At 64.0% G+C, this 23,030-nt stretch carries 17 protein-coding genes; 8 read left to right on the top strand and 9 right to left on the bottom strand.

Annotation, left to right across the window (positions count from 1 at the left end):
* Positions 1-83 precede the first annotated feature (83 nt).
* Both FAX90_RS15505 and FAX90_RS15500 read left to right on the top strand, forming a co-directional pair.
* Positions 84-2,555: a glycoside hydrolase family 3 protein gene (locus FAX90_RS15505; protein ID WP_144098338.1), complete on the top strand. Its 2,472-nt coding sequence runs from the start codon at positions 84-86 to the stop codon at positions 2,553-2,555.
* A 52-nt stretch (positions 2,556-2,607) separates the two neighbouring features.
* Positions 2,608-3,900 (top strand): sugar MFS transporter, encoded by a 1,293-nt coding sequence (locus FAX90_RS15500; protein WP_144098337.1) that lies wholly within the window; start codon positions 2,608-2,610, stop codon positions 3,898-3,900.
* Between the two features lie 66 nt (positions 3,901-3,966).
* Here FAX90_RS15500 and FAX90_RS15495 read toward each other — a convergent pair whose 3' ends face one another.
* Positions 3,967-4,587: a TetR/AcrR family transcriptional regulator gene (locus FAX90_RS15495; protein ID WP_144098336.1), complete on the bottom strand. Its 621-nt coding sequence runs from the start codon at positions 4,585-4,587 to the stop codon at positions 3,967-3,969.
* Between the two features lie 124 nt (positions 4,588-4,711).
* Between FAX90_RS15495 and FAX90_RS15490 the strand changes: the two genes are divergently transcribed.
* The 3 genes from FAX90_RS15490 to FAX90_RS15480 are packed head-to-tail and all read left to right on the top strand — an operon-like array spanning position 4,712 to position 9,209.
* The gene (locus FAX90_RS15490; protein WP_144098335.1) at positions 4,712-7,036 is read left to right on the top strand and encodes a TonB-dependent receptor; all 2,325 of its coding nucleotides are present in this window, start codon (positions 4,712-4,714) and stop codon (positions 7,034-7,036) included.
* A gap of 29 nt (positions 7,037-7,065) precedes the next feature.
* Positions 7,066-7,938: an alpha/beta fold hydrolase gene (locus FAX90_RS15485; protein ID WP_144098334.1), complete on the top strand. Its 873-nt coding sequence runs from the start codon at positions 7,066-7,068 to the stop codon at positions 7,936-7,938.
* Positions 7,935-9,209 (top strand): spinster family MFS transporter, encoded by a 1,275-nt coding sequence (locus tag FAX90_RS15480; RefSeq protein WP_144098333.1) that lies wholly within the window; start codon positions 7,935-7,937, stop codon positions 9,207-9,209. The genes FAX90_RS15485 and FAX90_RS15480 overlap by 4 nt, the downstream gene beginning before the upstream one ends.
* On the opposite strand, the gene FAX90_RS15475 is transcribed toward FAX90_RS15480, so the two are convergent.
* The 6 genes from FAX90_RS15475 to gyrB all read right to left on the bottom strand — a co-directional run bounded on the left by FAX90_RS15475 (position 9,206) and on the right by gyrB (position 16,539).
* Entirely contained in the window at positions 9,206-10,006 is an 801-nt protein-coding gene (locus tag FAX90_RS15475) for a fructosamine kinase family protein (RefSeq protein ID WP_144098332.1), read from the bottom strand. The genes FAX90_RS15480 and FAX90_RS15475 overlap by 4 nt on opposite strands.
* Positions 10,003-10,473, bottom strand: a complete 471-nt coding sequence (locus tag FAX90_RS15470; RefSeq protein ID WP_144098331.1) for a low molecular weight protein-tyrosine-phosphatase — start codon at positions 10,471-10,473, stop codon at positions 10,003-10,005. Before FAX90_RS15470 ends, FAX90_RS15475 begins: the two co-directional genes overlap by 4 nt.
* Positions 10,470-10,895, bottom strand: a complete 426-nt coding sequence (locus tag FAX90_RS15465) for an OsmC family protein (RefSeq protein ID WP_144098330.1) — start codon at positions 10,893-10,895, stop codon at positions 10,470-10,472. The genes FAX90_RS15470 and FAX90_RS15465 overlap by 4 nt, the downstream gene beginning before the upstream one ends.
* A 58-nt stretch (positions 10,896-10,953) precedes the next feature.
* Positions 10,954-13,269: a TonB-dependent receptor gene (locus tag FAX90_RS15460; RefSeq protein ID WP_144098329.1), complete on the bottom strand. Its 2,316-nt coding sequence runs from the start codon at positions 13,267-13,269 to the stop codon at positions 10,954-10,956.
* Positions 13,270-13,603: 334 nt separating this feature from the next.
* On the bottom strand, positions 13,604-13,990 hold the full coding sequence (locus tag FAX90_RS15455; protein WP_205700708.1) for a TonB-dependent receptor: 387 nt from the start codon (positions 13,988-13,990) through the stop codon (positions 13,604-13,606).
* Positions 13,991-14,028: 38 nt separating this feature from the next.
* Complete coding sequence (gene gyrB / locus FAX90_RS15450; RefSeq protein ID WP_144098328.1) at positions 14,029-16,539, bottom strand: DNA topoisomerase (ATP-hydrolyzing) subunit B; 2,511 nt, start codon at positions 16,537-16,539, stop codon at positions 14,029-14,031.
* A gap of 115 nt (positions 16,540-16,654) precedes the next feature.
* Here gyrB and FAX90_RS15445 point away from each other — a divergent pair, with 115 nt between their 5' ends.
* Positions 16,655-18,073: a M20/M25/M40 family metallo-hydrolase gene (locus tag FAX90_RS15445; protein ID WP_144098327.1), complete on the top strand. Its 1,419-nt coding sequence runs from the start codon at positions 16,655-16,657 to the stop codon at positions 18,071-18,073.
* Here FAX90_RS15445 and FAX90_RS15440 read toward each other — a convergent pair.
* Together FAX90_RS15440 and FAX90_RS15435 are read right to left on the bottom strand one after the other, a co-directional pair.
* A complete protein-coding gene (locus FAX90_RS15440; protein WP_144098326.1) occupies positions 18,061-18,657 on the bottom strand; it encodes a serine O-acetyltransferase in 597 nt (198 codons plus the stop codon). The two genes, FAX90_RS15445 and FAX90_RS15440, sit on opposite strands and share 13 nt — an antisense overlap.
* Positions 18,650-19,846, bottom strand: coding sequence for a glycosyltransferase family 4 protein (locus FAX90_RS15435; protein WP_144098325.1), 1,197 nt, complete (start codon positions 19,844-19,846; stop codon positions 18,650-18,652). The genes FAX90_RS15440 and FAX90_RS15435 overlap by 8 nt, the downstream gene beginning before the upstream one ends.
* 267 nt (positions 19,847-20,113) lie before the next feature.
* Between FAX90_RS15435 and FAX90_RS15430 the strand changes: the two genes are divergently transcribed.
* Together FAX90_RS15430 and FAX90_RS15425 are read left to right on the top strand one after the other, a co-directional pair.
* Positions 20,114-20,824 carry a polysaccharide biosynthesis/export family protein gene (locus FAX90_RS15430; RefSeq protein ID WP_170235009.1) on the top strand — a complete coding sequence of 237 codons (711 nt, stop codon included), beginning with the start codon at positions 20,114-20,116 and terminating at the stop codon, positions 20,822-20,824.
* Between the two features lie 12 nt (positions 20,825-20,836).
* Positions 20,837-22,996: a GumC family protein gene (locus tag FAX90_RS15425; RefSeq protein ID WP_205700707.1), complete on the top strand. Its 2,160-nt coding sequence runs from the start codon at positions 20,837-20,839 to the stop codon at positions 22,994-22,996.
* Positions 22,997-23,030 lie beyond the last annotated feature (34 nt).

The following is a 23,030-nucleotide window of genomic DNA, read 5'->3' as shown; positions in this document are numbered from 1 at the left end:
GCTGTATTTCCTAGGTTGATAACGTTCACATAAGAATTGGGAAGACCGGGATGGGGATCGGGGTCAAGTTTGCTCCGCTATTGATGTCGGCGGCCGTCGCCGCGCTTGCAGCGCCTGTCGCTGCACAGCCGATGGGCCGGCCCGACGTGGCAGAGGCCGCACGCGCGAATGCCGCCAACTGGCCGACGGCGCACACGCCTTCGGCGATTACCGACACGGAAACGGAAAACCGGATCTCGCTCCTGCTCGCGCAGATGACGCTGGAGCAGAAGGTCGGTCAGCTGATCCAGGCGGACATCGCCGCGATCACGCCGGAAGACTTGCGCAACTATCCGCTCGGCTCGTTGCTGGCGGGCGGCAACAGCGGTCCTTATGGCAACGAACGCGCCACTGCAGCGGACTGGAACCGGCTGGTCGATGAATTTCGCGCCGTTTCGGTAGAGCCGCGGGCCAAGGGTGTCGCGGTCCCGATCATCTTCGGCGTCGATGCCGTGCACGGGCACAACAACGTTCCGGGCGCGACGGTATTCCCGCACAATGTCGGCCTTGGCGCGGCGCACGATCCGGCGCTGATCCGCCGCATTGCCGAAGTGACCGCACTGGAAATTGCCGGTTCTGGCATCGAATGGACTTTCGCCCCGACGCTGGCCGTGCCGCAGGACTTGCGCTGGGGCCGGGCCTACGAAGGCTATTCCTCCGATCCGAAGATTGTCGCTGAATATGGCAAGCAAATGGTTCTTGGCCTTCAGGGCGAGCTGGTGTCGGGCAAGGACATTGCCGCCAACCGCGTTGCCGCGACGGCAAAGCACTTTCTGGCCGATGGCGGCACCGAAGGCGGTGACGACCAGGGCGATGCGAAGATTTCCGAACAGGACCTGATCGACATCCACGCCGCCGGTTACGTGACCGCGATCGACGCCGGGGCGCTGACCGTGATGGCCAGTTTCTCCAGCTGGAACGGGGTGAAGAACCACGGCAACCCCACGCTTTTGACCGACGTGCTGAAAGGCGCGCTGGGCTTTCAGGGTTTCACCGTCGGTGACTGGAACGCGCAAGGGCAGGTTGCCGGTTGCACCAACACCGATTGCCCCGAAGCGCTGATGGCGGGGCTCGACATGTACATGGCCCCCGACAGCTGGAAGGGCCTTTTCGAAAACACGCTGGCGCAGGCGCGCAGCGGCGAAATCCCGCAGGCGCGCATCAACGAGGCGGTTCGCCGCATCCTGCGCGTCAAGATCAAGCTGGGCCTGATGGACACGCCGCCGGTCGTGCGCGGCGATCACGCCATGGTCGGCGCGCCCGCACATCTTGCCATCGCGCGCGAAGCAGTGGCCAAGTCGCTTGTCCTCTTGAAGAACGAAGGCTCGGTCCTGCCGATCAAGCCGGGAGCGAAAGTGCTCGTCGCCGGGCCGGCTGCCGATTCGATGGCGATCCAGTCGGGTGGCTGGACGATTTCGTGGCAGGGCACCGATGTCACGAAGGAAGATTTCCCCAACGGCCAGACCATCTGGGACGGCCTTGAAGCGGCCGTGACCGAAGCGGGCGGCAGCGCCATGCTATCGGCCGACGGTTCGTTCGAGACGGCACCCGATGTCGCCATCGTCGTGTTCGGCGAAACGCCTTATGCCGAGTATCAGGGCGATGTCCCGACGCTTGATTATCAGCCGTCGGACCCGACCGATCTCGAACTGCTCAAGAGCCTGAAGGCCAGGGGCATTCCGGTGGTGTCGGTGTTCCTCTCGGGCCGTCCGATGTTCACCAGCCCCGAAATCAATGCGTCGGACGCGTTCGTCGCGGCCTGGCTGCCCGGTTCGCAAGGGGCTGGCGTTGCCGATGTCCTGGTCGCGCGCGCCGATGGCAAGCCTGCACGCGACTTCACCGGCAAGCTGTCCTTTGCATGGCCCGCCGATGCGCGTGCGCCGGTGACAGAGCCGCTCTGGCCGCTGGGTTACGGGCTGTCCTATGCCAGGAACGTTAGCGTTCCGCAGCTTTCCGAAGACCCCAAGGTCGACATCGCCAGTGCGCTCAACGTCGACAGCTTCTTCGGCGCGGGCCGCGCGCTTTCGCCCTGGACGCTGAGCGTCGAGGATGCGGGCGGCAAGCGCACCGTGGGCACCGCCCCGGTGTCGAGTGCGGGCGGCGCGGTCACGGCCCAATCGGTCGACGTGCGGGCACAGGAAGACGCAAAGTCGCTGACCTGGACGGGCAACGGAATCGCCGTGATCGAAGGCCCGGCCTCTGACCTCACCAAGCATCTGGCAGAGCGTATGTCGCTGGCCATCGAATGGCGCATCGACAGCCTGCCCGAAGAGCCGGTGACACTGGCGCTGGGCGATCGGGCACTGGACGTGACCACGCTTCTAGCAGGCGCGCCCAAGGGCGAGGTCAGCACGCTGGCCGTTCCGCTGAAGTGCTTTGCCGAACAGGGTGCGGACATGGCGCAGATGGCGACGCCGCTGCGCATCGTGTCGGGCGCGAACCTTTCGCTTGCATTGCTCTCCGCAAGCGTGGAACCCGTTGACGGTGACGGCACCTGTCCGCCCGTCGCCAACTGACAATTGACCAGAGGCCGGGCAAAAGAACCCGGCCCCCTCGGAGGATCCCTTAATGGCACTGGCCCCCGACATTACCAGTTCAACCGATCTGCATCCGGTGGAGGATGACGGTACCCATATCGATGCGCCGGGGCTTCAGCCTTTCGTATTCGCGCTGTTCTTCATCTTCGGCGGTATCACGTCCCTCAACGACGTCGTGATCCCCAAGCTGAAGGAACTCTTCACGCTGAACTACACGCAGGCGATGCTGGTGCAGTTCTGCTTCTTCGCCGCCTATTTCGTCATGGGCCTGCCGATGGCGCGGCTGGTGAAAAAGGTCGGTTATATGCGCGGCGCGGTGATCGGCCTGATTACAATGATGGCGGGCTGCCTAATGTTCATTCCGGCCAGCCAGACCGCGACTTACGCAATCTTCCTGTTCGCCTACTTCGTCCTCGCATCGGGCGTGGTCATGGTGCAGGTCGTCGCCAACCCGCTGATCAGCCTGCTCGGCCCCCCGCGCACGGCGCATAGCCGGCTTACTTTCGGACAGGCGTTCAACTCGCTGGGCACCACCGTGTTTCCGGCGGTCGGGGCAGGGCTCATCCTCGGCAAGCTGGCCGAAGTTAGTGCGGAAGAACTGAGCGGCGATGCGCTGAGCGCCTATCGCACGGCGGAATCGGCGATGATCGTGAACACCTACCTCGGCCTTGCCGTCGCCATCGGCGTCGTCGCACTGGTCGTCTGGCTGTTCCGCAACAAGCTGCAGGGCGAACGCCACGAGGCAAGCTCGCTCGTCGGCGGCCTCTCGCTGCTCAAGCGTCCTCGCTTCGGTTATGGCGCGCTGTCGATCTTCCTCTATGTCGGAGCCGAAGTCGCGATCGGCTCGATCCTCATCAATTACCTTGCCGAGGCGCGTGTCTTCGGTCAGCCGGAATCGGTTATCGGCTGGATGATCACGCTTTACTGGGGCGGCGCGATGGTGGGCCGGTTCATCGGTTCGGGCCTGCTGCGCGTGTTCAGCCCCGGCAAGATCCTGGCCACCAACGCCACGATCGCGATCCTGCTCATCGCCACTTCCGCTTTGTCGAGCGGGGCCGTGGCGGGATACAGCCTGCTGGCCGTCGGCCTGATGAATTCGATCATGTTCCCGACAATCTTTGCCCTGGCCTGTGAAAAGCTGGGCAGCCGCGCGGCGGACGGATCAGGCATCATCAACGTCGCTATCGTTGGCGGCGCCGTGGTGCCGGTGCTCTTCGGGATGGTGGCCGACCTTTCGGGCAGCCTGTCGATCGCCCTGATCCTTCCGGTGATCTGCTACGCGATTATCGCAGGCTTCGGCATCTTCGCGCGCCGACCCGCATGACAAGGTTCGGGTCCGGGGGGATAGTCCCACCCCGGACCCGAAACCGTTGATTCCCGAAGGGACCGATCAGTCGCTGGTAATACCGTGGCGCAGCATGTCGCCCGCGACCGCCACGACTTCTTCCAGGGGCCGCTTTTCGTCCAGCACGGCGAAACGCATGCCCAGAAACACGTACATGCCCATGATCGCCCAGGCATGTGCCTCGTCCAGTCCAGTGCGGAAATCCCCGCTTTGCGCCCCCTTTGCCAGGCGTTCGGCAATACGCTGCGCGGTCGATTCGTAGTGTTTGCGGAAACTGGCCGGATCGACGAATTCGGCCTCGTCGATGATGCGGTAGATTTCCTTGTGCTCCCGCGCGAACTGCAGGAACCCGCTTAACGCCGCGGTTTCCACCTCGATCGGTGACATGTCCGGCGTTACCGCCTGTGCCGACTGGGTCCGCACCATGCCGCTCATGTCGGAAACGAGCGCGCGGAAAATCTCGTCCTTGGAATCGAAGTAGGTGTAGAAACTGCCCAGCGCAGTGCCCGCGCGGCGCGTGATCCCGCTGATCGAGGCTTCGTGAAAACCCTTTTCCCCGAATTCGATAGCCGCCGCGTCCAGCAGTTTGCGCAGCGTGCGCCGTCCGCGCTCGGTCCGCGGTTCCTTGTCCTGCCGGGTGTCGCTCGTCGGTTCGGTTGTGGCCATATGGCAACAGCTACGCCCGGAAAGCGGTGATGGCAATGCACTCAGAACTTGAAAGCCGGTTCATGTTTCAATAAAGCGCTGCATCAGAGGTCCGGAAACTGGATCACTTGAGGAGGATGACCTGATGCGATTCGCAGCTTTCGCTTGCGCTGTAAGCCCCATTGCCATTGCCACGATTACCGTTGCCACGCCCGCCATGGCGCAGGATTCGGACGCAGTCGCGCTGCCGACGAACGGCAACGAAATCGTCGTGACCGCCCGCCGCCGCGAAGAACGCCTGATCGACGTGCCGATTTCGGTGACGGCCATCGGCGGTGACGCGCTTGCCAAGCAGGGCACACAGACGATCGAAGAGGTCGCGCAGGAAGTTCCGAACCTCACGCTCGAAGTTTCGCGCGGCACCAACACCACGCTTTCGGCCTTCATCCGCGGCGTCGGCCAGCAGGACCCGGTCGCCGGTTTCGAAGCGGGCGTCGGCCTCTATGTCGACGACGTCTACCTCAACCGCCCGCAGGCCGCCGTTCTCGACGTTTACGACGTCGAGCGTATCGAAGTGCTGCGCGGCCCGCAGGGCACGCTTTACGGCCGCAACACCATCGGCGGCGCGATCAAGTACGTGACCGCGCGCCTGCCCAAGGAAACCTCCTTGAAGGTCCGCGGCACATACGGTTCCTACGATCAGGCCGACCTTGTCGTGACCGCCTCGACCCCGATCTCCGACACGCTGTCGATCGGCGCCAGCGGTGCGCGCCTGTCGCGCGGCGGTTTCGGCGATAACCTCGAACAGGACGGGGTCGAAAACTACAACAAGGACGTCTGGGCCGCGCGCGGTACGGTCGAATTCGACAACGGGCCGGTCTTCATCCGCCTGTCGGGCGACTACATCAAGGACGACAGCTTCGCCCGTCAGGGTCACCGCCTTATTCCGGGCCAGCTGACCGGTGCGCCGGTCCTGGACAGCGTCTATGACACGCGCGCGGGCCTTAACGTCGTCGATCAGGAAGTCGAGGCATGGGGCGGCTCGCTTACCGCGGCTTTCGAGGTTTCCGACACCATCACGCTGAAGTCGATCACCGGCTACCGCGAGGACAGCTCGACCAGCCCGATCGACTTCGACAGCCTTCCCGCTGCCGACCTCGACGTGCCCGCCATTTATGAAAACGACCAGTTCAGCCAGGAACTGCAGTTCCTTTACGAAGGCGACCGCCTGTCGGGCGTGCTGGGTACCTATTATCTTGACGCCAACGCCTTTACCGCGTTCGACGTCGCGTTGTTCACCACCGGCGACCTCATCGGCCTGCCCGGCCTGACCGCGCAGACGCTGGGCGACGTGAAGACCAAGACCTGGTCGATCTTCGGCGACTTCACGTATGACCTGACCGATCAGCTCTCGCTTTCGGTCGGCGGACGCTACACCAACGACAAGCGTAGCTCGCGCGTCCTGCGCACGACGTTCATCGGCGGCTATTCGGATCTGTTCGCCACCGGCGCTATTCCAATTGCGGTCACGTCGGACTTCGACGGTTCGGACACGTTCAAGGAATTCACGCCGCGCGCCTCGATCAGCTTCAGGCCGAACAGCAACCACAACATCTATTTCACCTATTCGAAGGGCTTCAAGGGCGGTGGCTTCGACCCGCGCGGCCAGACCAGCCAGGCGCAGGACCTCGACAACGACGGCACTGTTTCGGCGGCCGAGATCTTCGAATTCATGCGCTTCAAGCCCGAAACGGTGGACAGCTACGAACTGGGCTGGAAGGCCTCGCTGCTCGATCGCCGGCTCAGCATCAGCTTCGCCGCGTTCAAGGGTGACTACACCGACATCCAGATCCCCGGATCGCAGGGCGCGGACACCGATGGCGACGGCGTGTTCGACACGTTCGTCGGCGTGACGACCAACGCGGCCAGCGCGGACATCAACGGGTTCGAACTGGAAGCTGACATCCTTGCCGGTGAAGACTTCGCAGGTGACGGCAGCCGCATGAACGTGAACTTCGCGGTCGGCTACCTTGATGCCAAGTTCAACGAATACTTCGTGAACGGTGTCGACGTTTCCGATCAGCGCACGTTCCAGAATACGCCCGAATGGACGGTCAACGCCGGGTTCGACCTTGGCCTGCCGGTTGCCAGCGGCATCGTCGATTTCCTTGGTGGCATCTCGATGCGCAGCGACACCAGCCAGTTCGAAACGGCCAATGCCTTCCTTGACCAGGATGCCTATTTCCTTGTCGATGCGGGCATCGTCTACACCGACGATTCCGATCGCTTCTCGATCGGCGTCCACGGCAAGAACCTGACCAACGAACGCTATATCGTCTCGGGCTACAACTTCGTGGCCGGCGGCACAAATGGCCAGCCCTTCGTCCCGACGCTGGGCCTCGAAGGCACGCTGACGGGCTTCTATGGCGACCCGCGTCGCTTCTTCGTGACGGGCGAGGTCCGGTTCTGATCCCCGGCGGATCGGAACGGATTCACGCCATGGCAGAGTATCGCAGCCACCGGTTCCGCTCTGCGGACGGGCGGCTGGATCTCTTCGCCCGCGACTATCCGGCAACGGATGGCGCGGGCGGGGGGCTCCCGCTGCTCCTGATGCACGGGCTTACCCGCAACAGCGCGGACTTCGAACCGCTGATCCCGCATCTTTCGGGCCACCGCCTGATCGTGCCGGATCAACGGGGACGGGGCCTGTCGGAATACGATGACAAGTCGGACCAGTACCGCGTCGACGTCTATTCGGGTGACATGTTCGCCCTGATGGCGGATCTCGACATCGACAGGTTCGCCATTGTCGGCACCTCGATGGGCGGACTGATGGGGATGATCATGGGGGCGCTTGCCCCCGCGAAGGTCGCCGCTCTCGTCCTGAACGACATCGGGCCGGTTCTGGAAGAAGGTGGCCTTGATCGCATTCGTACTTATGTCGGACCGAACGCTCCGGCCAGGGACTGGAAAGAGGCAGCCGCCCGCATCGCCAGCGTGAACGCAGAGGCGTTTCCCGACTTCACCGAAGAAGACTGGCTGGCCTTCGCTCGCCGGACCTGCCGCGAAGATGCAACGGGCGTGTTCTCAGCCTACGATCCGGCCATTGCCAAGGGGCTGGACCCCGAGGACGATGCCGTCGTTCCGGCGGACATGTGGCCGGTATGGAAGGCGCTGGACCAGATGCCGGTCATGGCCGTCCGCGGGGGGCTGAGCGATCTGTTCTCGGCCGAAACGGTTGCGGAAATGGATCGGCGTCATTCCGGTCCGTTCGAAGCGGTGACCGTGCCCAATCGCGGCCATGCACCCTTGCTCGACGAAGCCGAAGTGCTTGCCGCCATCGGCCCCTTCCTGCAGACCTACGCACGATGACCGAAACGACCGCCCAGCAGCCCAGGTCTTTGCCAGCAAAGCCAGGCCCCGTCCTTGCCATGCTGCTCGTCGTCTATGTGTTCAATTTCCTCGACCGGCAGATCCTGGCGATCCTTGCTGCGCCGATTCAGGCCGATCTCGGCCTTTCGGACACGCAGATGGGGCTGTTGGGCGGTATCGCTTTCGCCTTGCTCTATTCGACGCTGGCGGTGCCGCTGGCGTGGCTGGCTGATCGTACCAGCAGGAGCTGGGTCATCACCGTCAGCCTTGTCGCGTGGAGCGGTTTTACCGCGATCTGCGGGCTGGCCACCAGCTTCTGGCAGATATTCCTCGCCCGTCTTGGCGTGGGAATTGGTGAGGCCGGGGGCGTTGCTCCGTCCTATGCCATCATCGGGGACTATTTCCCTTCGTCGAAACGCGCTTTCGCGCTTTCGATCTATTCGCTTGGCATTCCGCTCGGATCTGCGGCCGGTGTCCTGACCGGGGGCTATATCGCGGCGCTGGTCGACTGGCGCCTGGCCTTTATCGTGGTCGGCCTGCTCGGCGTTGCCATCGCGATCCCGTTCAAGTTCATCGTCAAGGACGTCCCGCGCCCCGTACCCGTCGCGGGTGAACAATCGCCCGGTTTCGGCGCAATCGCCGGGGTGCTGGCGCGCAAGCCTTCGTTCTGGCTGCTGTCGTTCGGCGCGGCTTCGTCCTCGATGCTGGGCTATGGCGTGGCCTTCTGGCTGCCCAGCCTGCTTCAACGCAGCTTCGGGCTCGACCTCGTTGGTACCTCGCAGTTCTATGGCGCGATCCTGTTGATGGGCGGCACGGTCGGGGTAATGCTCGGCGGGTGGTTCGGCGACCGGCTCGGCGGCAAGGACCGTGCCTGGTACGCCTGGCTCCCCGCGCTCGCCTATGTGCTGGCGATCCCGTTTTATGCTGGCGGCATCAGCTCGCACAGCGTGTCGTTCGCCTTCGTCCTTTTCCTTCTGCCGCAGGCGCTGGCCTATATCTGGATCGGTCCGGTGCTCTCGGCGGTCCAGCACCTCGTCGAACCGCGCGCGCGTGCGACGGCTTCATCGATGTTCCTGCTGATCAACAACCTCATCGGTCTTGGCGGCGGGATCTATGCGCTGGGCGCGCTGTCAGATGTCCTGAAGCCGACTTACGGGGATGAGGCGCTGCGCTATTCAATGCTTTTCGCGCTCTCGCTCTATGGCGTGGCCGCATTGCTGATGGGGCTGGCGGGCAAGCAGCTTCGCCGCGACTGGGTGGCAGAGGTTTAAAAGCCCAGTTGCGTCAGCTCGCTTTCAACCGCGCCGCGATAGGTCGCGCCGAACAGGCGCAAGTGGACCAGGAGCGGCCAGAGCCGATAGCAGCCCAGCCGCTCCTTCCAACCGGGCAGCGGGTCCATCGCGTCGAAAAAACTGTCCGGCGGATTGTTGAAGACGGTCAGCATGGCCCAGTCGACCTCTCGGTCGCCGTAATAGCATGACGGGTCGATCAGCGCACTGACCCGCCCGCCATAACAAAGCACGTTGCCGCCCCAAAGATCGCCGTGCAGCAGTGCCGGGGCGGGCGCAGCGGGCACGAATTCAGCGATGCGACCGGCCAGCGCCTCCAACCGGCGGGCGATCGCGGGGGCCACGTGCGGCACGCTGGAAAGCAGGCGGCTTTCCGCCCAGAAACGCGGCCATTCGTCATCACGGCCATTGGCGACGACGACCGATCCGAAGGCGTGATCTTCCTGCCAGCCATAGCGTTCGTCCAGTGGCCTGTGGAGGGCGGTCAGAACCTGGGCGAGATGATCGAAACTGTTCGCGATATTGCCGCCCGAAGGTACGCGTTCCATGAGGCACAGATCGTCCATTGCCGCGATGACCGTGGGCACCGGCGCGCCGGTGCTGGCGATCGCTTCCATCATCCTGGTCTGTACTGCGGCGTCGTCGCCCTTTTTCAGGACGTAGTGACGTCCGTCGGCCATGGTGACCTGCCACGCGGCCGCGATATCGCCGCCGGACAGGGCGCTTGCCTGATCGGGACGTTCCCCGATCAGGCTCTCGACATAAAGCTCGACGCTCATCCCCTCGAAAGTTCCGAAACGATCGAGCGAGCCGCCTTGCTCACTTCTGACCAGGTCACGGCGAAACCGCTTTCGTCGCCGTAATAGGGATCGGCCACGGCCTCACCCTCGCGCCCTTCGACACAGTCTAGCAGCAGCGAAAGGCGCGCAGGGGCACCGGTGGGCCGAACCTGCCGCAGGTTGGCAAGGTTGTCGGAATCCAGTGCGAAGACGTGGGTGAAATCGTGAAAGTCCTGCGCCGTCACCTGCCGTCCGCGATAGTGCGCGATGTCGACACCGTTGCGCGCTGCTTCACGGATGGCGCGCCGGTCCGGCGGCTCGCCCACGTGGTACGCAGCCGTCCCGGCGGAATCGGCATCGGCGGTCAGCCCCGCCTTCGCCGCCTCGGCGCGAAAGGCAGCCTCTGCAAGAGGAGAGCGGCAGATGTTGCCAAGGCAGACGAAGAGAACGCGGGGTTTCCTGCTCAAGATTCGAGCGTCCGTTCGAGTGTGATCTCGCACTTCAGCAATTTCGAGATCGGGCAACCGGCCTTCGATCCGTCGGTGATCGTCTCGAACTGTTCCTGCGACAGGCCGGGAACTTTGGCCTTAAGCACCAGTGCGGACTTCGTCACGGTGAACCCGTCCCCGTCCTTTTCCAGCGTCACGATGCAGTCGGTGTCGAGCCGCCCGTCGGTAAAGCCTTCCTTGGCCAGCGCAAAGCTGGTCGCCATCGTGAAGCACGAGGCATGGGCCGCGGCGATCTGCTCCTCGGGGTTGGTGCCGGGGTCATCCTCGAAGCGGGTGTTGAAGCCATAGGGCGCATCGAGCGCGCCGGACTTCGTCGCGACGTGGCCCTTGCCGTCCTTGCCAAGGCCTTCGTAGCTGGCGGATGCCGAATTGGTGGTCATGGATCTTCCTTTCAGTCCTTTGCCACACCAACCGCTTTGACGCGGACCCGTTCCGAGATCAGAAGCTGGCCTTCACGCCGACAGTCCACCGGCGCGGGGCACCGGGACCGAAGGCGCGCGGATCTTCGGCATCGGGCGCTTCGGTCAGGAATACTTCGTCCACTTCGGAGAACGTGCCGAATGTCTCGTAATCGGTGTCCAGCGCGTTGCGTACTGCGCCGAAGAGTGAAAGGCCGGGCGCAAAGTCGATGGAACCGCGCAAGTTGATTAGGGCATATCCTGGCACTTTCGGGTTCTGCCCGGCTTCGTCGCCGACGATCTGCTGACCCGACCGTGCGATGACGTCGCCGCCCAGCGAAAAGCCTTTTCCGTCCCAGTCCGCAGTGAATGTCGCACTGTGACGGGGCAGGCCGGACAGTCGATCGCCTTTCGTGACCTCTATCTTGCCATCGTCATTGGCGAAGGGGTTGGACGGACTGGACAGAGTAAGCGGCGTGCGGAACGTGGCGTCGAGGAAGGCATAGCTGGCCCCCAGCGACAGGCCGCCGCGCCGTGCCTTCACACCAAGGTCGATGCCTTGCCGCCGCGTGCTGCCGATGTTGCGGAAATAGGCGCGGCCCCGGATTTCGGACGCGACGTACTGAATGTCGTTGCGGTTCGTCGTGCGCCACGCGGCGGCCTGCCACGCTAGGTTCCAGCCGCCTGCATCGGCATCGCCGGTCGCGCCGATGTTCCACGACTTCGCCACAACCTGTTCCAGCGGCGGATCGGCGATGAAGAAGTTGGCAAGGCTGCACGGCGCGTCCTCGTCCGCGCAGGACAGTTCGGCAGGCGTCGGCGTGCGGTTTGTTTCGGCATAGCCTCCGCGCAGGGTCAGCGCGTCCGACGCGCGATAGCGTAGCGAGAGGCCGGGATTGACCCGCGCGAACGTGTGATCGCCGTTGAGCGCGGTGCCGATCTGGTCGCGCAGGATGATCCTCGCACGGTTGTAGCGCAGGCCGATCTGCGCCGTCAGCCGGTCGGTCAGCGGCAGGCTGTCCGACAGGAAGATGCCGGTAAACTTCGTTCTGGCGATAAGGCCGACTGGCGCGATGGCACCGTCTTCCTGAACGATGACGGGGCCCAATGGATCGACGCTGCGGTCCTCGGTCAACTCGCCCAGTTCCGCTTCCGTGCCGAAACGGCTGCGGCTTTCGTCATGGCTTACGCCGATGGCAAGGCGGTTGGTGCCGCCCATCATTTCGCGTTCGTCGATCAGTTGCAGCAGCACGCCGCCCGCGCGGGTGTTGAGTCGCCCGCGGTTGAGGACGCCGTAATCCTCTCCATCCAGCACGTCGGCAATCGCCATGCCGGTCGCATCGGTCAGGACCGCCGCTGTCTCTTCGTCGTCGCCGTCATCGTCGTCCACCGTTTCAAGGCAGAGCAGGCCTGTCAGGTCGTCGTCCTCGCAAGCCTCGATGTCGGCGGCATCGCCGTTGACCGTGCGGATCGTCAGCCGCTGGTAATAGAGCGTGCCTTCGAGCCTTGTCTGATCGCCCAGCGCGACCCAGGGCGTAAGGCTGATCCGGCCGTATTTCGTTTGCGAACGGTCGGGCCAGGTAAAAACCGACTTGCGCCGCGCCTCCAGCAGTTCGACCGGCGAGACGCCATTGCCGGTAAGGTCGGTGTCTGCGCCGACGAACTTCAGGTGCGCGCCATGGTTGCCTACGTCATAGCCCAGGTCGAGATAGCCGTTGAGCAGTTCGGAAGGGCTGTGATCACGCCATCCGTCCTCGGCCCGGTATTGCAACGCCGCGAAGGTGGAAAAGACATCTCCCGCACCGCCGCCCGCGATGCTGAACTCCCGCTCATCATACGAACCGTAGGCCGCCGTCGCGGTCAGGCCGGGATCGCTGCGGCCCGTCGCGGTCGCCATGACCACCGCGCCGCCCAGTGCGTTGAGCCCGAAAACGGGGTCTGCCTCTACCAGTGCGATGGACGTCAAGGCCGCATCGGGAATCACGTCGAAGGGAACGGTATCGCCGAAGGGCAGGTTGAAGCGCCCGCCGTCGAGATAGGCGGCAAGCCCCTGCGGCTGGCCCTGAAGCGGGGATGCGAGGAAACCACGCCATGACAGGTTTGGCTGCCACGGATTGCCCTGCGCCTGCTGCAAGGTGACGCCGGCGACATTGCGGGTGAGGGCCGCGATCGCGTCGGGCGAACCGGCGACCGAAATATCCTCGCGCCCGGCGACCGTGCTTTCGGATACCAGTGTGTCGCCGCCCGGCGCGGTGACGACGATGACGCGCTGGTCGGCGTCGTTGGCAAGGGCGGGACTACAGGCGGAAATCGCGATGATCCCGAAACCGAGGCGCAGGGGCATCACGGTGGTCATGTCCTCTCCTGTTCGAGCACGGTCCTTTGCCGCGCCGTCCTTTGCAAACAGTCTTCTAGGACCATGGCGCACCAGTCCATTGCCCAAAAGAACGATGCCGCCCGGCCCGCGCCAGTGGGGCGAGGGGCGGGCGGCACCGAATGCCGCAATCCGGGCAGCGATCAGAAGGAGGCGCGGACCTCCACGCCCCAAGTGCGCGGTTCGTTGATCATGCCGGTCAGGTTGTTGAAGTCGATGGCCGACACGAAAACGATCTCGTCCGTGATGTTGCGCACGAACCCTGCGATTTCCCAACCGGCGTCGGCGGCGTAACCGATGCGCGCGCCGCCTTCGATCAGGTCTTCGCCGCGGAACTCCGTCGCTTCGTAAAGGAAGAAGTTCGCGCCCGAACGTTCGCGCCCGAACGATAGGCCCAGTCGGTGAAGACATAGACTTCGCCTGCACCCACCGGCACGCCGTAACGCAGCGTCCCGTTGGCGACATAGCGCGGCGCCTGCGGCAGGTCGTTGCCGTCGATCACGGCAAGGCCGTCCCCGTTGATCGGGTCTTCCATCGTGCAGCCGCCACCGCAAGGCGCGATGAAGAGAGCATCGTCACGGATCTCGGTGAAGTTCCAGCTGCCGCCCAGCGTCAGGTCGAGGCCGGGTGCAGGGCGCGCGGTCAGCTCACCCTCGATGCCATAGCCAACGGCGTGTCGATTTCGCGACAACTGTTGCTGCATTGCAGTGCAATTGTGCCACAAGTGCAGCGAGGCCGGGATCAGATGTCGAGGTTGGCCACGTTGAGCGCGTTTTCCTGGATGAATTCGCGGCGCGGTTCGACGATGTCACCCATAAGGCGAGTGAAGATTTCGTCGGTCACGTCGGCGTCTTCCACCTTGACCTGTAGCAGGGCGCGGTTTTCCGGGTCGAGCGTGGTTTCCCAAAGCTGCTCGGCATTCATTTCGCCAAGACCCTTGTAGCGCTGTACCGAAAGGCCCTTTCGCCCGGTTGCCAGAACCTGTTCCAGAAGCTGGGTCGGACGCCAGATTTCGGCGGTCTTGGTCGAGGAGGTTTCCTCGCCTTCCTCCGCATCGGCGGAACCGGCGCGGACGAGGCGGGCGCCGTCGACATAGGCCTCGGCCTGTTCGGCGGCGACCTTGTGCAGCTTGCGCGCCTCTGCGCTGTCGAGGAACTTGTTCTCGATCAGGTGATAGTCGGTAACCCCGCGCCAGACGCGCGAAATGCCATAGCCTTCGGGCGTGATCGCCGCGGTCCACTTGGCCTCTAGGTCGCCGCGCTGGACGGTGGCGGTGGCATGGGCCAACGCGTTCTCACGGCCGGCGGCGTCGAGTTCGGGGTCTAGCGCGCCGGCAAGGGCCAGCGCCTCGACAACGGCGGAATCGTAGCGGTTCGGCGCGAATGCCAGCGTGTTCTTGAACCGGCGGGCCTGTTCGACGAGTTTTGCGAGATCCTCACCGCTGCGCGCGCCGCCGCCGGTTTCCAGCACCTTGTTCGCAAGGCCGCCTTCGATCAGGTAACGGTCGAGCGCGTCGTTGTCCTTGAGGTAGACCTCGGACCGGCCCTTCGCGACCTTATAAAGCGGGGGCTGTGCAATATAGAGGTGCCCGGCCTTGATGATGTCGGGCATTTGGCGGTGGAAGAACGTCAGCAGCAGCGTGCGGATATGCGCGCCGTCGACGTCTGCGTCGGTCATGATGACGATCTTGTGATAGCGCAGCTTTTCGAGGTTGAATTCGTCGCGCAGACCCGTGCCCATCGCCTGGATCAGCGTGCCGACTTCCTTCGAACCGATGATGCGGTCGAACCGGGCACGTTCCACGTTCAGGATCTTGCCCTTCAGCGGCAGGATCGCCTGGTAGTGACGGTCGCGGCCCTGCTTGGCCGAGCCACCTGCGGAATCACCCTCGACCAGGAAGATTTCGGACTTGGCCGGATCGCGTTCCTGACAGTCGGCCAGTTTGCCGGGCAGGCTGGCGATGTCCATCGCGCCCTTGCGGCGGGTCAGTTCGCGGGCCTTGCGCGCGGCTTCGCGGGCCGCGGCGGCGTCGATGATCTTCTGGACGATCTGCTTCGCGTTGGCGGGATTTTCCTCCAGCCATTCGCTCATCTTGTCGCTCATCAGGCTTTCGAGCGGCTGGCGCACTTCGGACGAGACCAGCTTGTCCTTGGTCTGCGATCCGAACTTGGGGTCCGGCAGCTTGACCGAGACGATCGCGGTCAGCCCCTCGCGCATGTCTTCGCCGGTCAGCGAGACCTTTTCCTTTTTCAGGAGGCCCGAGCGATCGGCATAGCCGTTCAACGTGCGGGTCAGCGCCGCGCGGAACGCCGCCAGGTGGGTGCCGCCGTCACGCTGCGGGATGTTGTTGGTGAAGCACAGGACGTTCTCGTAATAGGAATCGTTCCATTCCAGCGCGACGTCGATGCCGATGCCGTCCCTGTCCGCGTTGATCGCCACGGGTTCGGGGACCAGCGGCTGCTTGTTGCGGTCGAGGTATTTGACGAAGGCCGCAATGCCGCCTTCGTAGAACAGATCGTGTTCCTTCACTTCCTCGTGGCGAAGATCGCGCAGGATGATGCGGACGCCCGAATTGAGGAACGCGAGTTCGCGGTAGCGGTGCTCGAGCTTTTCGAAGTCGTATTCGGTGACGTTCTTGAAGGTATCGTTGCTGGCGAGGAAGCGGACGCGCGTGCCCTTGCGCGGTTCGCCGTCGTCGTTCAGCGGCGCATCGCCCTTCACGATCAGCGGGGCGACCGCGTTGCCGTGTTCGAAGCGCATCCAGTGTTCCTTGCCGTCGCGCCAGACGGTCAGTTCCAGCCATTCCGACAGCGCGTTGACGACCGAAACGCCCACGCCGTGAAGGCCGCCCGACACCTTGTAGGCGTTGTCGTCGCTCGTATTCTCGAACTTACCGCCGGCGTGAAGCTGGGTCATGATGACCTCTGCCGCCGAAACGCCTTCTTCCTTGTGGATGTCGACCGGGATGCCGCGGCCATTGTCGTCTACTGATACCGAGTTGTCGGCGTGCAGTTCGATCAGGACGCGGTCGCAGTGTCCGGCCAGCGCCTCGTCGATCGCGTTGTCCGACACTTCGAAGACCATGTGATGCAGACCCGAGCCGTCATCGGTGTCCCCGATGTACATGCCGGGGCGCTTGCGCACCGCGTCGAGGCCCTTGAGGACCTTGATGCTTTCCGCGCCATAGCCGTTCTTCTTTTCGGGGGGCTGGTTTTCGGGAAGGGGCCCTGTGTTCTCGGTATTATCGCTCATGCCCATGATATAGGCATGAAGGGCCGGATTCGGAAGGCTTTCACCCCCCTTCCATCCACAGTCTGATCATGCTTGAAAAAGCACCGTGAAACACCCCGCCGGAGCATTGATTTCCATGAAGAAAAGCCTTGCCGCACTGACACTTGCCGCCTCCTTTTTCGCCGTGTCGGCACAGGCGGCGCAGCGCAGCGCGGACGAACTGGCCTTCCGCGATCTCTACAAGGAGCTGGTGGAGACGAACACGACCCTGTCTTCGGGCAGCTGCACCATCGCGTCCCGGCAGATCGCGGACCGCCTTGTCGGCGCGGGGATGAGCGATGAAAACGTGCAGGTCATGGTCCATCCCGACCATCCTGAGGAAGGCAATCTTTTCGCCGTCATTAAAGGCTCCGACCCCTCGCTGGAACCTATCCTGCTGCTGGCCCACATCGACGTGGTGGAGGCCGACCCAAAGGATTGGGCCCGCGATCCTTTCACGCTTTACGAGGAAGACGGGTTCTTCTGGGCGCGCGGTTCCGCCGACGACAAGGCGATGGCGGCAATCTGGGCCGACATGTTCGCGAATTTCGCCAGGGACGGGTACGCCCCGTCCCGCACGATCAAGCTGGCGCTGACGTGCGGGGAGGAAACCGACACCGCCTTCAACGGCGCGAACTGGCTGACAACCGAACATCGCGATCTGGTCGACGCGGCCTTCGTCATCAACGAGGGCGGGGCGGGCCTGACCGACGGAACGGTGACGGACGGCGTCGGCAATGTCGTCGTGCAGAACGTGCAGGTCGGCGAGAAGCTCTATCAGGACTTTCGCCTGACCGTGACCAACCCCGGCGGGCACAGTTCGCAGCCCCGGCGCGACAACGCGATCTACCGGATGGGCGCCGCGCTGCAGAAGATCGCCGCGCATACCTTTCCGGCAGAGCTGAACGATACGACGCGCGCCTATTTCTCCGGCGTCGGCGCGACGCGTGACGATGCGGTGGGCAAGGCGATGCTGGCCGTCGTCGCAGACTCCACCGATGCCGATGCCATCGCGGTTCTGGACGAGAACAAGATGTACCGGTCCATGCTGCGCACCAGCTGTGTCGCGACGATGATCGAGGGCGGGCACGCGGTGAACGCGCTGCCGCAGTCGGTGACCGCGAACGTCAATTGCCGGATATTTCCGGGTCACACCCCGGCGCAGATCATGGAGGAGCTGACCGCGATCATCGACGATCCGGAAGTCGCCATCGCCATGGCTCGCAAGGACAAGCCGGTCGCCAAGGCCCCGCCGCTGGACCCGCAAGTGCTGGACCCGATGCGTGCGGTGGTCGCGAAATACTATCTCGGCGTTCCCCTGATCCCGACAATGTCGACGGGTTCGACCGACGGGGTCTATTTCTCCGCCGTGGGAATTCCCGCCTATGGCTTCAGCGGGCTTTATTACGATCCTTCGGGAAGCGGCGCGCACGGTTTGAACGAGCATATTTCCGTCGATGCGGTCTATCGCGGACGAAAGGTGCTGACCGAACTGGTGCGTGCCTACGCGGACTGAGCGGAAGGGCGGCATCGTCGCGGACCTGCCGAACGTCCGGGCCTGATCTGCGCAGGATTGCCGATCGCGATGCCGCCTGCGGGCACGTCAGTCAGGACCAGCGCGTTGGCGGCGACTTTCGCACCGGCGCCGATGGTGACAGCGCCCAGCACGACGGCGCCTGCGCCAAGCATTACGCCGTCCGCCACGACCGGCACGCTTCCCCCTGCGGGATCGCGTCTGCCAAGCGTCACGTTCTGCAAGACCGTGACATCGCGTCCTAAGATGCAGCCGTTGCCGATCACGATGCCGAAGGGGTGGGGCGTATAGAGCCCGCCGCCCAGTTCCGCCTCCGCGCTGATCTCGCTCGACCATGTCAGTTCCAGGAGGAACAGGCCGATCCGGAACAGGACGCTGCCGATGATGGGCCATGAACGCAAGGCCCGCACGATCCGGTGGCCAAGAACGAAATGAAACCCGGCCCGCAGCGACAAATGCCGCAGGGCAAAGCCCCAGCCCGGCCCGCAACCCGCGTGCCGCGCCCAGATGGCGACGTCCATTGCCACCAGGCGTGTGAAGTTGTCGTTGCGCACACGATTACCCATGGCCGACCTGCGCAATCGCGGCGCGGTACGCCTCGCGGTATTCGGTAACCAGTCGCGCGGTGCCAAACCTTTCGGCGACGTCCTTGTCCGGCGGATTACGGACCGGGCGATTACGCACCGCCTCTTTCAAGAGCTTACCCAGCATGGCCACGTCCCGCCGAGCGTAGATCGCAGCGCCCGCGTAATGGCGGGCAACTTCCGGCGCTCCCCCCGCATCGGAGACGATGACCGGCAAGCCGCGTGCCATCGCCTCGATCAGGACGCGCGGCATGGGTTCAGGCCAGATAGACGGAATGACGACCAGATCGACGGCATCATAGACTTGCTCTGCGCCGACGAAGCCGGCCCATTCGATGGGCATGTCGCCGTATCGTTCTTTCAGGCGGGCGACATATTCACCGTCCCCGTGCCCCGCGACGGTCAACGACCATCCCCGTGCCGGTAACATCCGGCAGGCATGGAGCAGGTATTCGATGCCCTTCTCCGGCTTTATCGCGCCGAGGAATCCGATGCGAAAGGGGGCCGCTGGCCTTGTCCCGCTGTTCGGCTTTGCTCCGCCCGTGCACGGCACGGCATTATAGATCGTGCGCGCCTCCGACTGCGTGAACAGTCCTGCTCGGCGGTGCCGGTCGATCATGTAATCGCTGTTTCCGATTACGACCTGCACCTTCTGCGCGGCCTTCATGCGAGGGCCGGTCAACATGCGGCACGGATGGCAGCGGGCCATGCAGTCCTGCCCGGCACGAAACAGGCTGGCCCGCGGGCAGAGCAGGCTGAAATCGCGCAAGGTGTGGACCACGGGCAGGTCGAGATCGCCAGCCATCGAAATGACGCCCGCGCCAAACCCGGTCAGGTTGTTGGTGTGAAGGACGTCCGGCTCGATTTTTGTCACTAGCGCACGCACCGCCCGCATGGCTGGCGCCGCACCGCGATCCTTCAGATGCCATCCGACGCGCCGCAGCGGCCCGGCCCGATGCTGTGCGAATGGCCAATAGAGGTTTTCGTGCGGCAACCGGTGCACCGTCACCCCGTTCACGCGCTGTGTCGACACGACATCGGTATCGTCCAGTGCGATGACGTGAACGTCGTCGCCGCTATTGGCCAGCGCCTCTGCCAGGACGGCGACGCTGCGCTCTGCCCCGCCCACCGTTGTCGGCGGATATAGCGTGTTCACGATGGCGACTCTCATGGCCAAGGGATGCGCGAGGGATCATCGCTCGTCACCCCGGAAAACACGCCATTCGGGCAGGACTTGATCCGATGCGGTGCGGACTTTCCGGCATGGGTCCGGAACGGTTCCAAAACCGGCTTTCGGCAATGGCACGGGTCTGTCAGCACCATGAACATGCGCTGCAATGCTGGGCGGAGGAGTGGAGTGGGCTGCACGAAGCGAAACATGGCTATCCCGCCTGCACCGCGGCGGATGCGGATCGAAAAAGCAGCGGGGTCGCAATTGATGAACAGGATTTTCCCGGCGCGCCTTCGCGTCGCCCTTTGCGTTGTCGCCTCTTCGATGGGGCTGGCCGCGTGCCAGTCCTATCCCGATGACAGCCTTGCCCGTGGGGCCGATGCCTATCGCACGCTTGAGGCAACGGCTCGTCCCGAAGGGGCGGTCTATCGCATCGGTCCGTTCGATCGCCTTTCCATCTCCGTTTACGGAGAGCCTTCGCTCAGCTTTGCCGAACTGCCCGTCGATGCCGAAGGGCGGTTCGATTACCCTCTGATCGGGTCCGTCGACGCCGCCGGGCTGACCACCGGCGAACTGACCCGCCGGATCAAGGCGCGGCTCGACGACGAACTATACAACGACGCCCGCGTGACGATCTTCGTGAAGGGATCGGCCAGCCAGTACGTCACCGTCGAAGGCGCGGTGAACGAACCGGGCCGTTTCGAACTGCCACAGGGCCGGGCGACTCTTCTGGAGATGATCGCGCAGGCGCAAAGCCCCAGCCGAACGGCCAAGCTGGACCAGGTGATGGTCTTCCGGATGGAGGGCGGCCAGCGCACCGGAGCAGTGTTCAATCTGGTCGACATACGCACGGGTGCGGCGGACGACCCGCCCTTGCGCGGCGGGGACATGGTGGTCGTCAACAATTCGGCGCTGAAGGGCGCGTTCCGCGATTTCCTGCTGACCGCGCCGTTCTTCAACACTTTTCGGGCGTTCTGACTTATGAACACGATGGCAGATTTCGCCGGCAGCTCGGCGGTCGTCAAGGCGAAGGCGGATGACCCGATCGATACCGCGCTCGCCATAAACCTTCAGCGTGTCTGGGGCAGCATCTGGCACAGCCGTTTCCTGATCGCGGGCATCGTCGCAGGCTGCCTGCTGGCAGGGATTGCCGTCACCATGCTGCTGACGCCGCGTTACACCGCGACGTCCAGCCTTCAGATCGATCAGCAATCGCCGCAGATCATGGGAGAGGACGCTGCAGCGAGAGAAGGTTACCGCGATGCCGACCGTTTCCTGAAGACGCATGCCGATGTCCTGACCAGCCGTCGCATGGCCGAACGCGTGGCACAGGAAACCGGCGTGTTCGACAATCCCGGCGCTTTCCTTTCGGCGATGCGTGTCGGCGCGGGAAGCGATCGCCAGGGCGCGACGGTGCAGGGGCGGCGCGATCTGGTACTCGATACGATCGCGGACAATCTGGAAGTCACGCTGCCTGCGGGTTCGCGCGTGGTGGGCATCGCCTTTACCAGTCCCGACCCGGACCTTGCCGCACGCATGGCAAACGCCTTTGCCGAAAGCTATGCGCGCTACAACGTGGATCGCCGGTTGGAAGCGACCGTCTATGCCCGCGATTTTCTGGGCCGACAGCTGGCGGAATCACGTGACCGGCTCGAAAGTGCGGAGCGTCAGGCGAACGACTATGCCCGTTCGGTCGGCCTGGTCCGGACCGTGGCGGGCGGGGATGGCGCGTCGCTGACCGACTTTGACCTTACCAGCTACAATTCCGCCCTTGCCGACGCGCGCAACGAACGGATCGCGGCGCAAAGCAAGTGGCAACTGGTGTCCAGTGCCGAACCCGGCGCCATCGCCGAAGCGATCGACAACCGGGCGATGCAGGATCTCGTCGCCAGCCGCGCGCAAGTGCAGGCGACACTCGAAGCGGAACTGGCCGACAAGCAGGCCGGTCATCCCGCAATCGCGCCGTTGCGCCAGCGAGTGCGTGAATACGACACGCAGATCGCGACGCTGGCCAGGGGAATCCGAACGTCCATCCGCGATTCCTATCGTATGGCCGCCGCGCGAGAGCGTGAGCTGCAGGGCAGGGTCAATATGCTGAAAGGCGCGACGCAGCAGGAACGCGACGACGCGGTGAAGCTAAACACCCTGATGCGCGAGGTGGATACCAGCCGGCAGCTCTATGACGGGCTTCTGGCCCGCTTTCGCCAGACGAGTGCAGAGGCGAACGTCACCGCCAACAACGTGCAGCAGATCGACCGCGCGTCGCCACCGGTCAAGCCGTCGTCACCCAGCCTGCCGCTCAATCTCGCGCTGGCCGCGGTGACCGGCTTCCTGATCGCAGGGTTTGTCGTCACCCTTCGCGAACAGGGCCAGCACGCGATCCGCATTCCCGCAGAGATCGAAAACCGGCTTGGCCTGCGCCTGTTGGGCATCACGCCCAAGGTTGCCCCTGGCGACATGAACAGCTCTCTCGAAACGCCGGGACAGCCGCTGAACGAGGCCTTGGTTTCACTGCGCACGGCGTTGCAATTTGCCTTGCGTTCGGGACAGACGCACCGCTTGCTGGTCACGTCGGCCGAACCGGGGGAGGGCAAGTCTTCGACCGCTTATGGCATCGCGCGTGCCTTTGCAGAAGGAGGGCGGCGGGTCTTGCTGATCGACTGCGACCTGCGCCGTCCCGCGCTTCACGACATGCTCGGACTTTCGGGCGAGCCGGGTCTTTCCGGCGTATTGGCATCGGGCAAGGTCGGGGACGCGATTTCGGAAGGTCCGGTCGCCAATCTCTTCGTCTTGCCCAGCGGTCAGGTCCCTGCCGTGCCGACCGATCTGTTGAACTCGGCAGGTTTTGCCGACCTCATGGCGGCCTTCGAGCTTGAGTTCGACATCGTCGTCCTCGACGCGCCGCCGGTGCTGGGGCTGGCCGATGTTCCGGTTCTTGCCAGCGGGCCAAATGTCGCGACCGTTTTCGTGGTCGAGGCCGGACGCACCGAAGTAGAGGCTGCGCGCAACGCGCTGTCGCGGCTTGCATCGGGCAATGCCGTCATCGTCGGCGGGGTGATGGCGAAGTTCGATTTCGCTCAGGCGCGCCGGTACGGGTTGGGCCGACAGTATGGTTCGGGGCAGACTTACTACCGTTACGGCAGCGCCTGACCGGTTTGGCGGACCTTTTCGATGGTCGGGCGTG

Source organism: Croceicoccus sediminis (assembly GCF_007570835.1).
Classification (GTDB): Bacteria; Pseudomonadota; Alphaproteobacteria; order Sphingomonadales; family Sphingomonadaceae; genus Croceicoccus; species Croceicoccus sediminis.
The sequence above is the reverse complement of the archived record's forward strand: the minus strand, read 5'-3'. Positions and strand labels throughout refer to the sequence as shown.

Excerpts from the sequence above, each read along its gene's own strand:
- FAX90_RS15505 (WP_144098338.1), top strand. The coding sequence starts at position 84 with ATGTCGGCGGCCGTCGCCGCGCTTGCAGCGCCTGTCGCTGCACAGCCG.
- FAX90_RS15500 (WP_144098337.1), top strand. The coding sequence starts at position 2,608 with ATGGCACTGGCCCCCGACATTACCAGTTCAACCGATCTGCATCCGGTG.
- FAX90_RS15495 (WP_144098336.1), bottom strand. The coding sequence starts at position 4,587 with ATGGCCACAACCGAACCGACGAGCGACACCCGGCAGGACAAGGAACCG.
- FAX90_RS15490 (WP_144098335.1), top strand. The coding sequence starts at position 4,712 with ATGCGATTCGCAGCTTTCGCTTGCGCTGTAAGCCCCATTGCCATTGCC.
- FAX90_RS15485 (WP_144098334.1), top strand. The coding sequence starts at position 7,066 with ATGGCAGAGTATCGCAGCCACCGGTTCCGCTCTGCGGACGGGCGGCTG.
- FAX90_RS15480 (WP_144098333.1), top strand. The coding sequence starts at position 7,935 with ATGACCGAAACGACCGCCCAGCAGCCCAGGTCTTTGCCAGCAAAGCCA.
- FAX90_RS15475 (WP_144098332.1), bottom strand. The coding sequence starts at position 10,006 with ATGAGCGTCGAGCTTTATGTCGAGAGCCTGATCGGGGAACGTCCCGAT.
- FAX90_RS15465 (WP_144098330.1), bottom strand. The coding sequence starts at position 10,895 with ATGACCACCAATTCGGCATCCGCCAGCTACGAAGGCCTTGGCAAGGAC.
- FAX90_RS15460 (WP_144098329.1), bottom strand. The coding sequence starts at position 13,269 with ATGACCACCGTGATGCCCCTGCGCCTCGGTTTCGGGATCATCGCGATT.
- FAX90_RS15455 (WP_205700708.1), bottom strand. The coding sequence starts at position 13,990 with ATGCAGCAACAGTTGTCGCGAAATCGACACGCCGTTGGCTATGGCATC.
- gyrB (WP_144098328.1), bottom strand. The coding sequence starts at position 16,539 with ATGAGCGATAATACCGAGAACACAGGGCCCCTTCCCGAAAACCAGCCC.
- FAX90_RS15445 (WP_144098327.1), top strand. The coding sequence starts at position 16,655 with ATGAAGAAAAGCCTTGCCGCACTGACACTTGCCGCCTCCTTTTTCGCC.
- FAX90_RS15440 (WP_144098326.1), bottom strand. The coding sequence starts at position 18,657 with ATGGGTAATCGTGTGCGCAACGACAACTTCACACGCCTGGTGGCAATG.
- FAX90_RS15435 (WP_144098325.1), bottom strand. The coding sequence starts at position 19,846 with ATGAGAGTCGCCATCGTGAACACGCTATATCCGCCGACAACGGTGGGC.
- FAX90_RS15430 (WP_170235009.1), top strand. The coding sequence starts at position 20,114 with ATGAACAGGATTTTCCCGGCGCGCCTTCGCGTCGCCCTTTGCGTTGTC.
- FAX90_RS15425 (WP_205700707.1), top strand. The coding sequence starts at position 20,837 with ATGGCAGATTTCGCCGGCAGCTCGGCGGTCGTCAAGGCGAAGGCGGAT.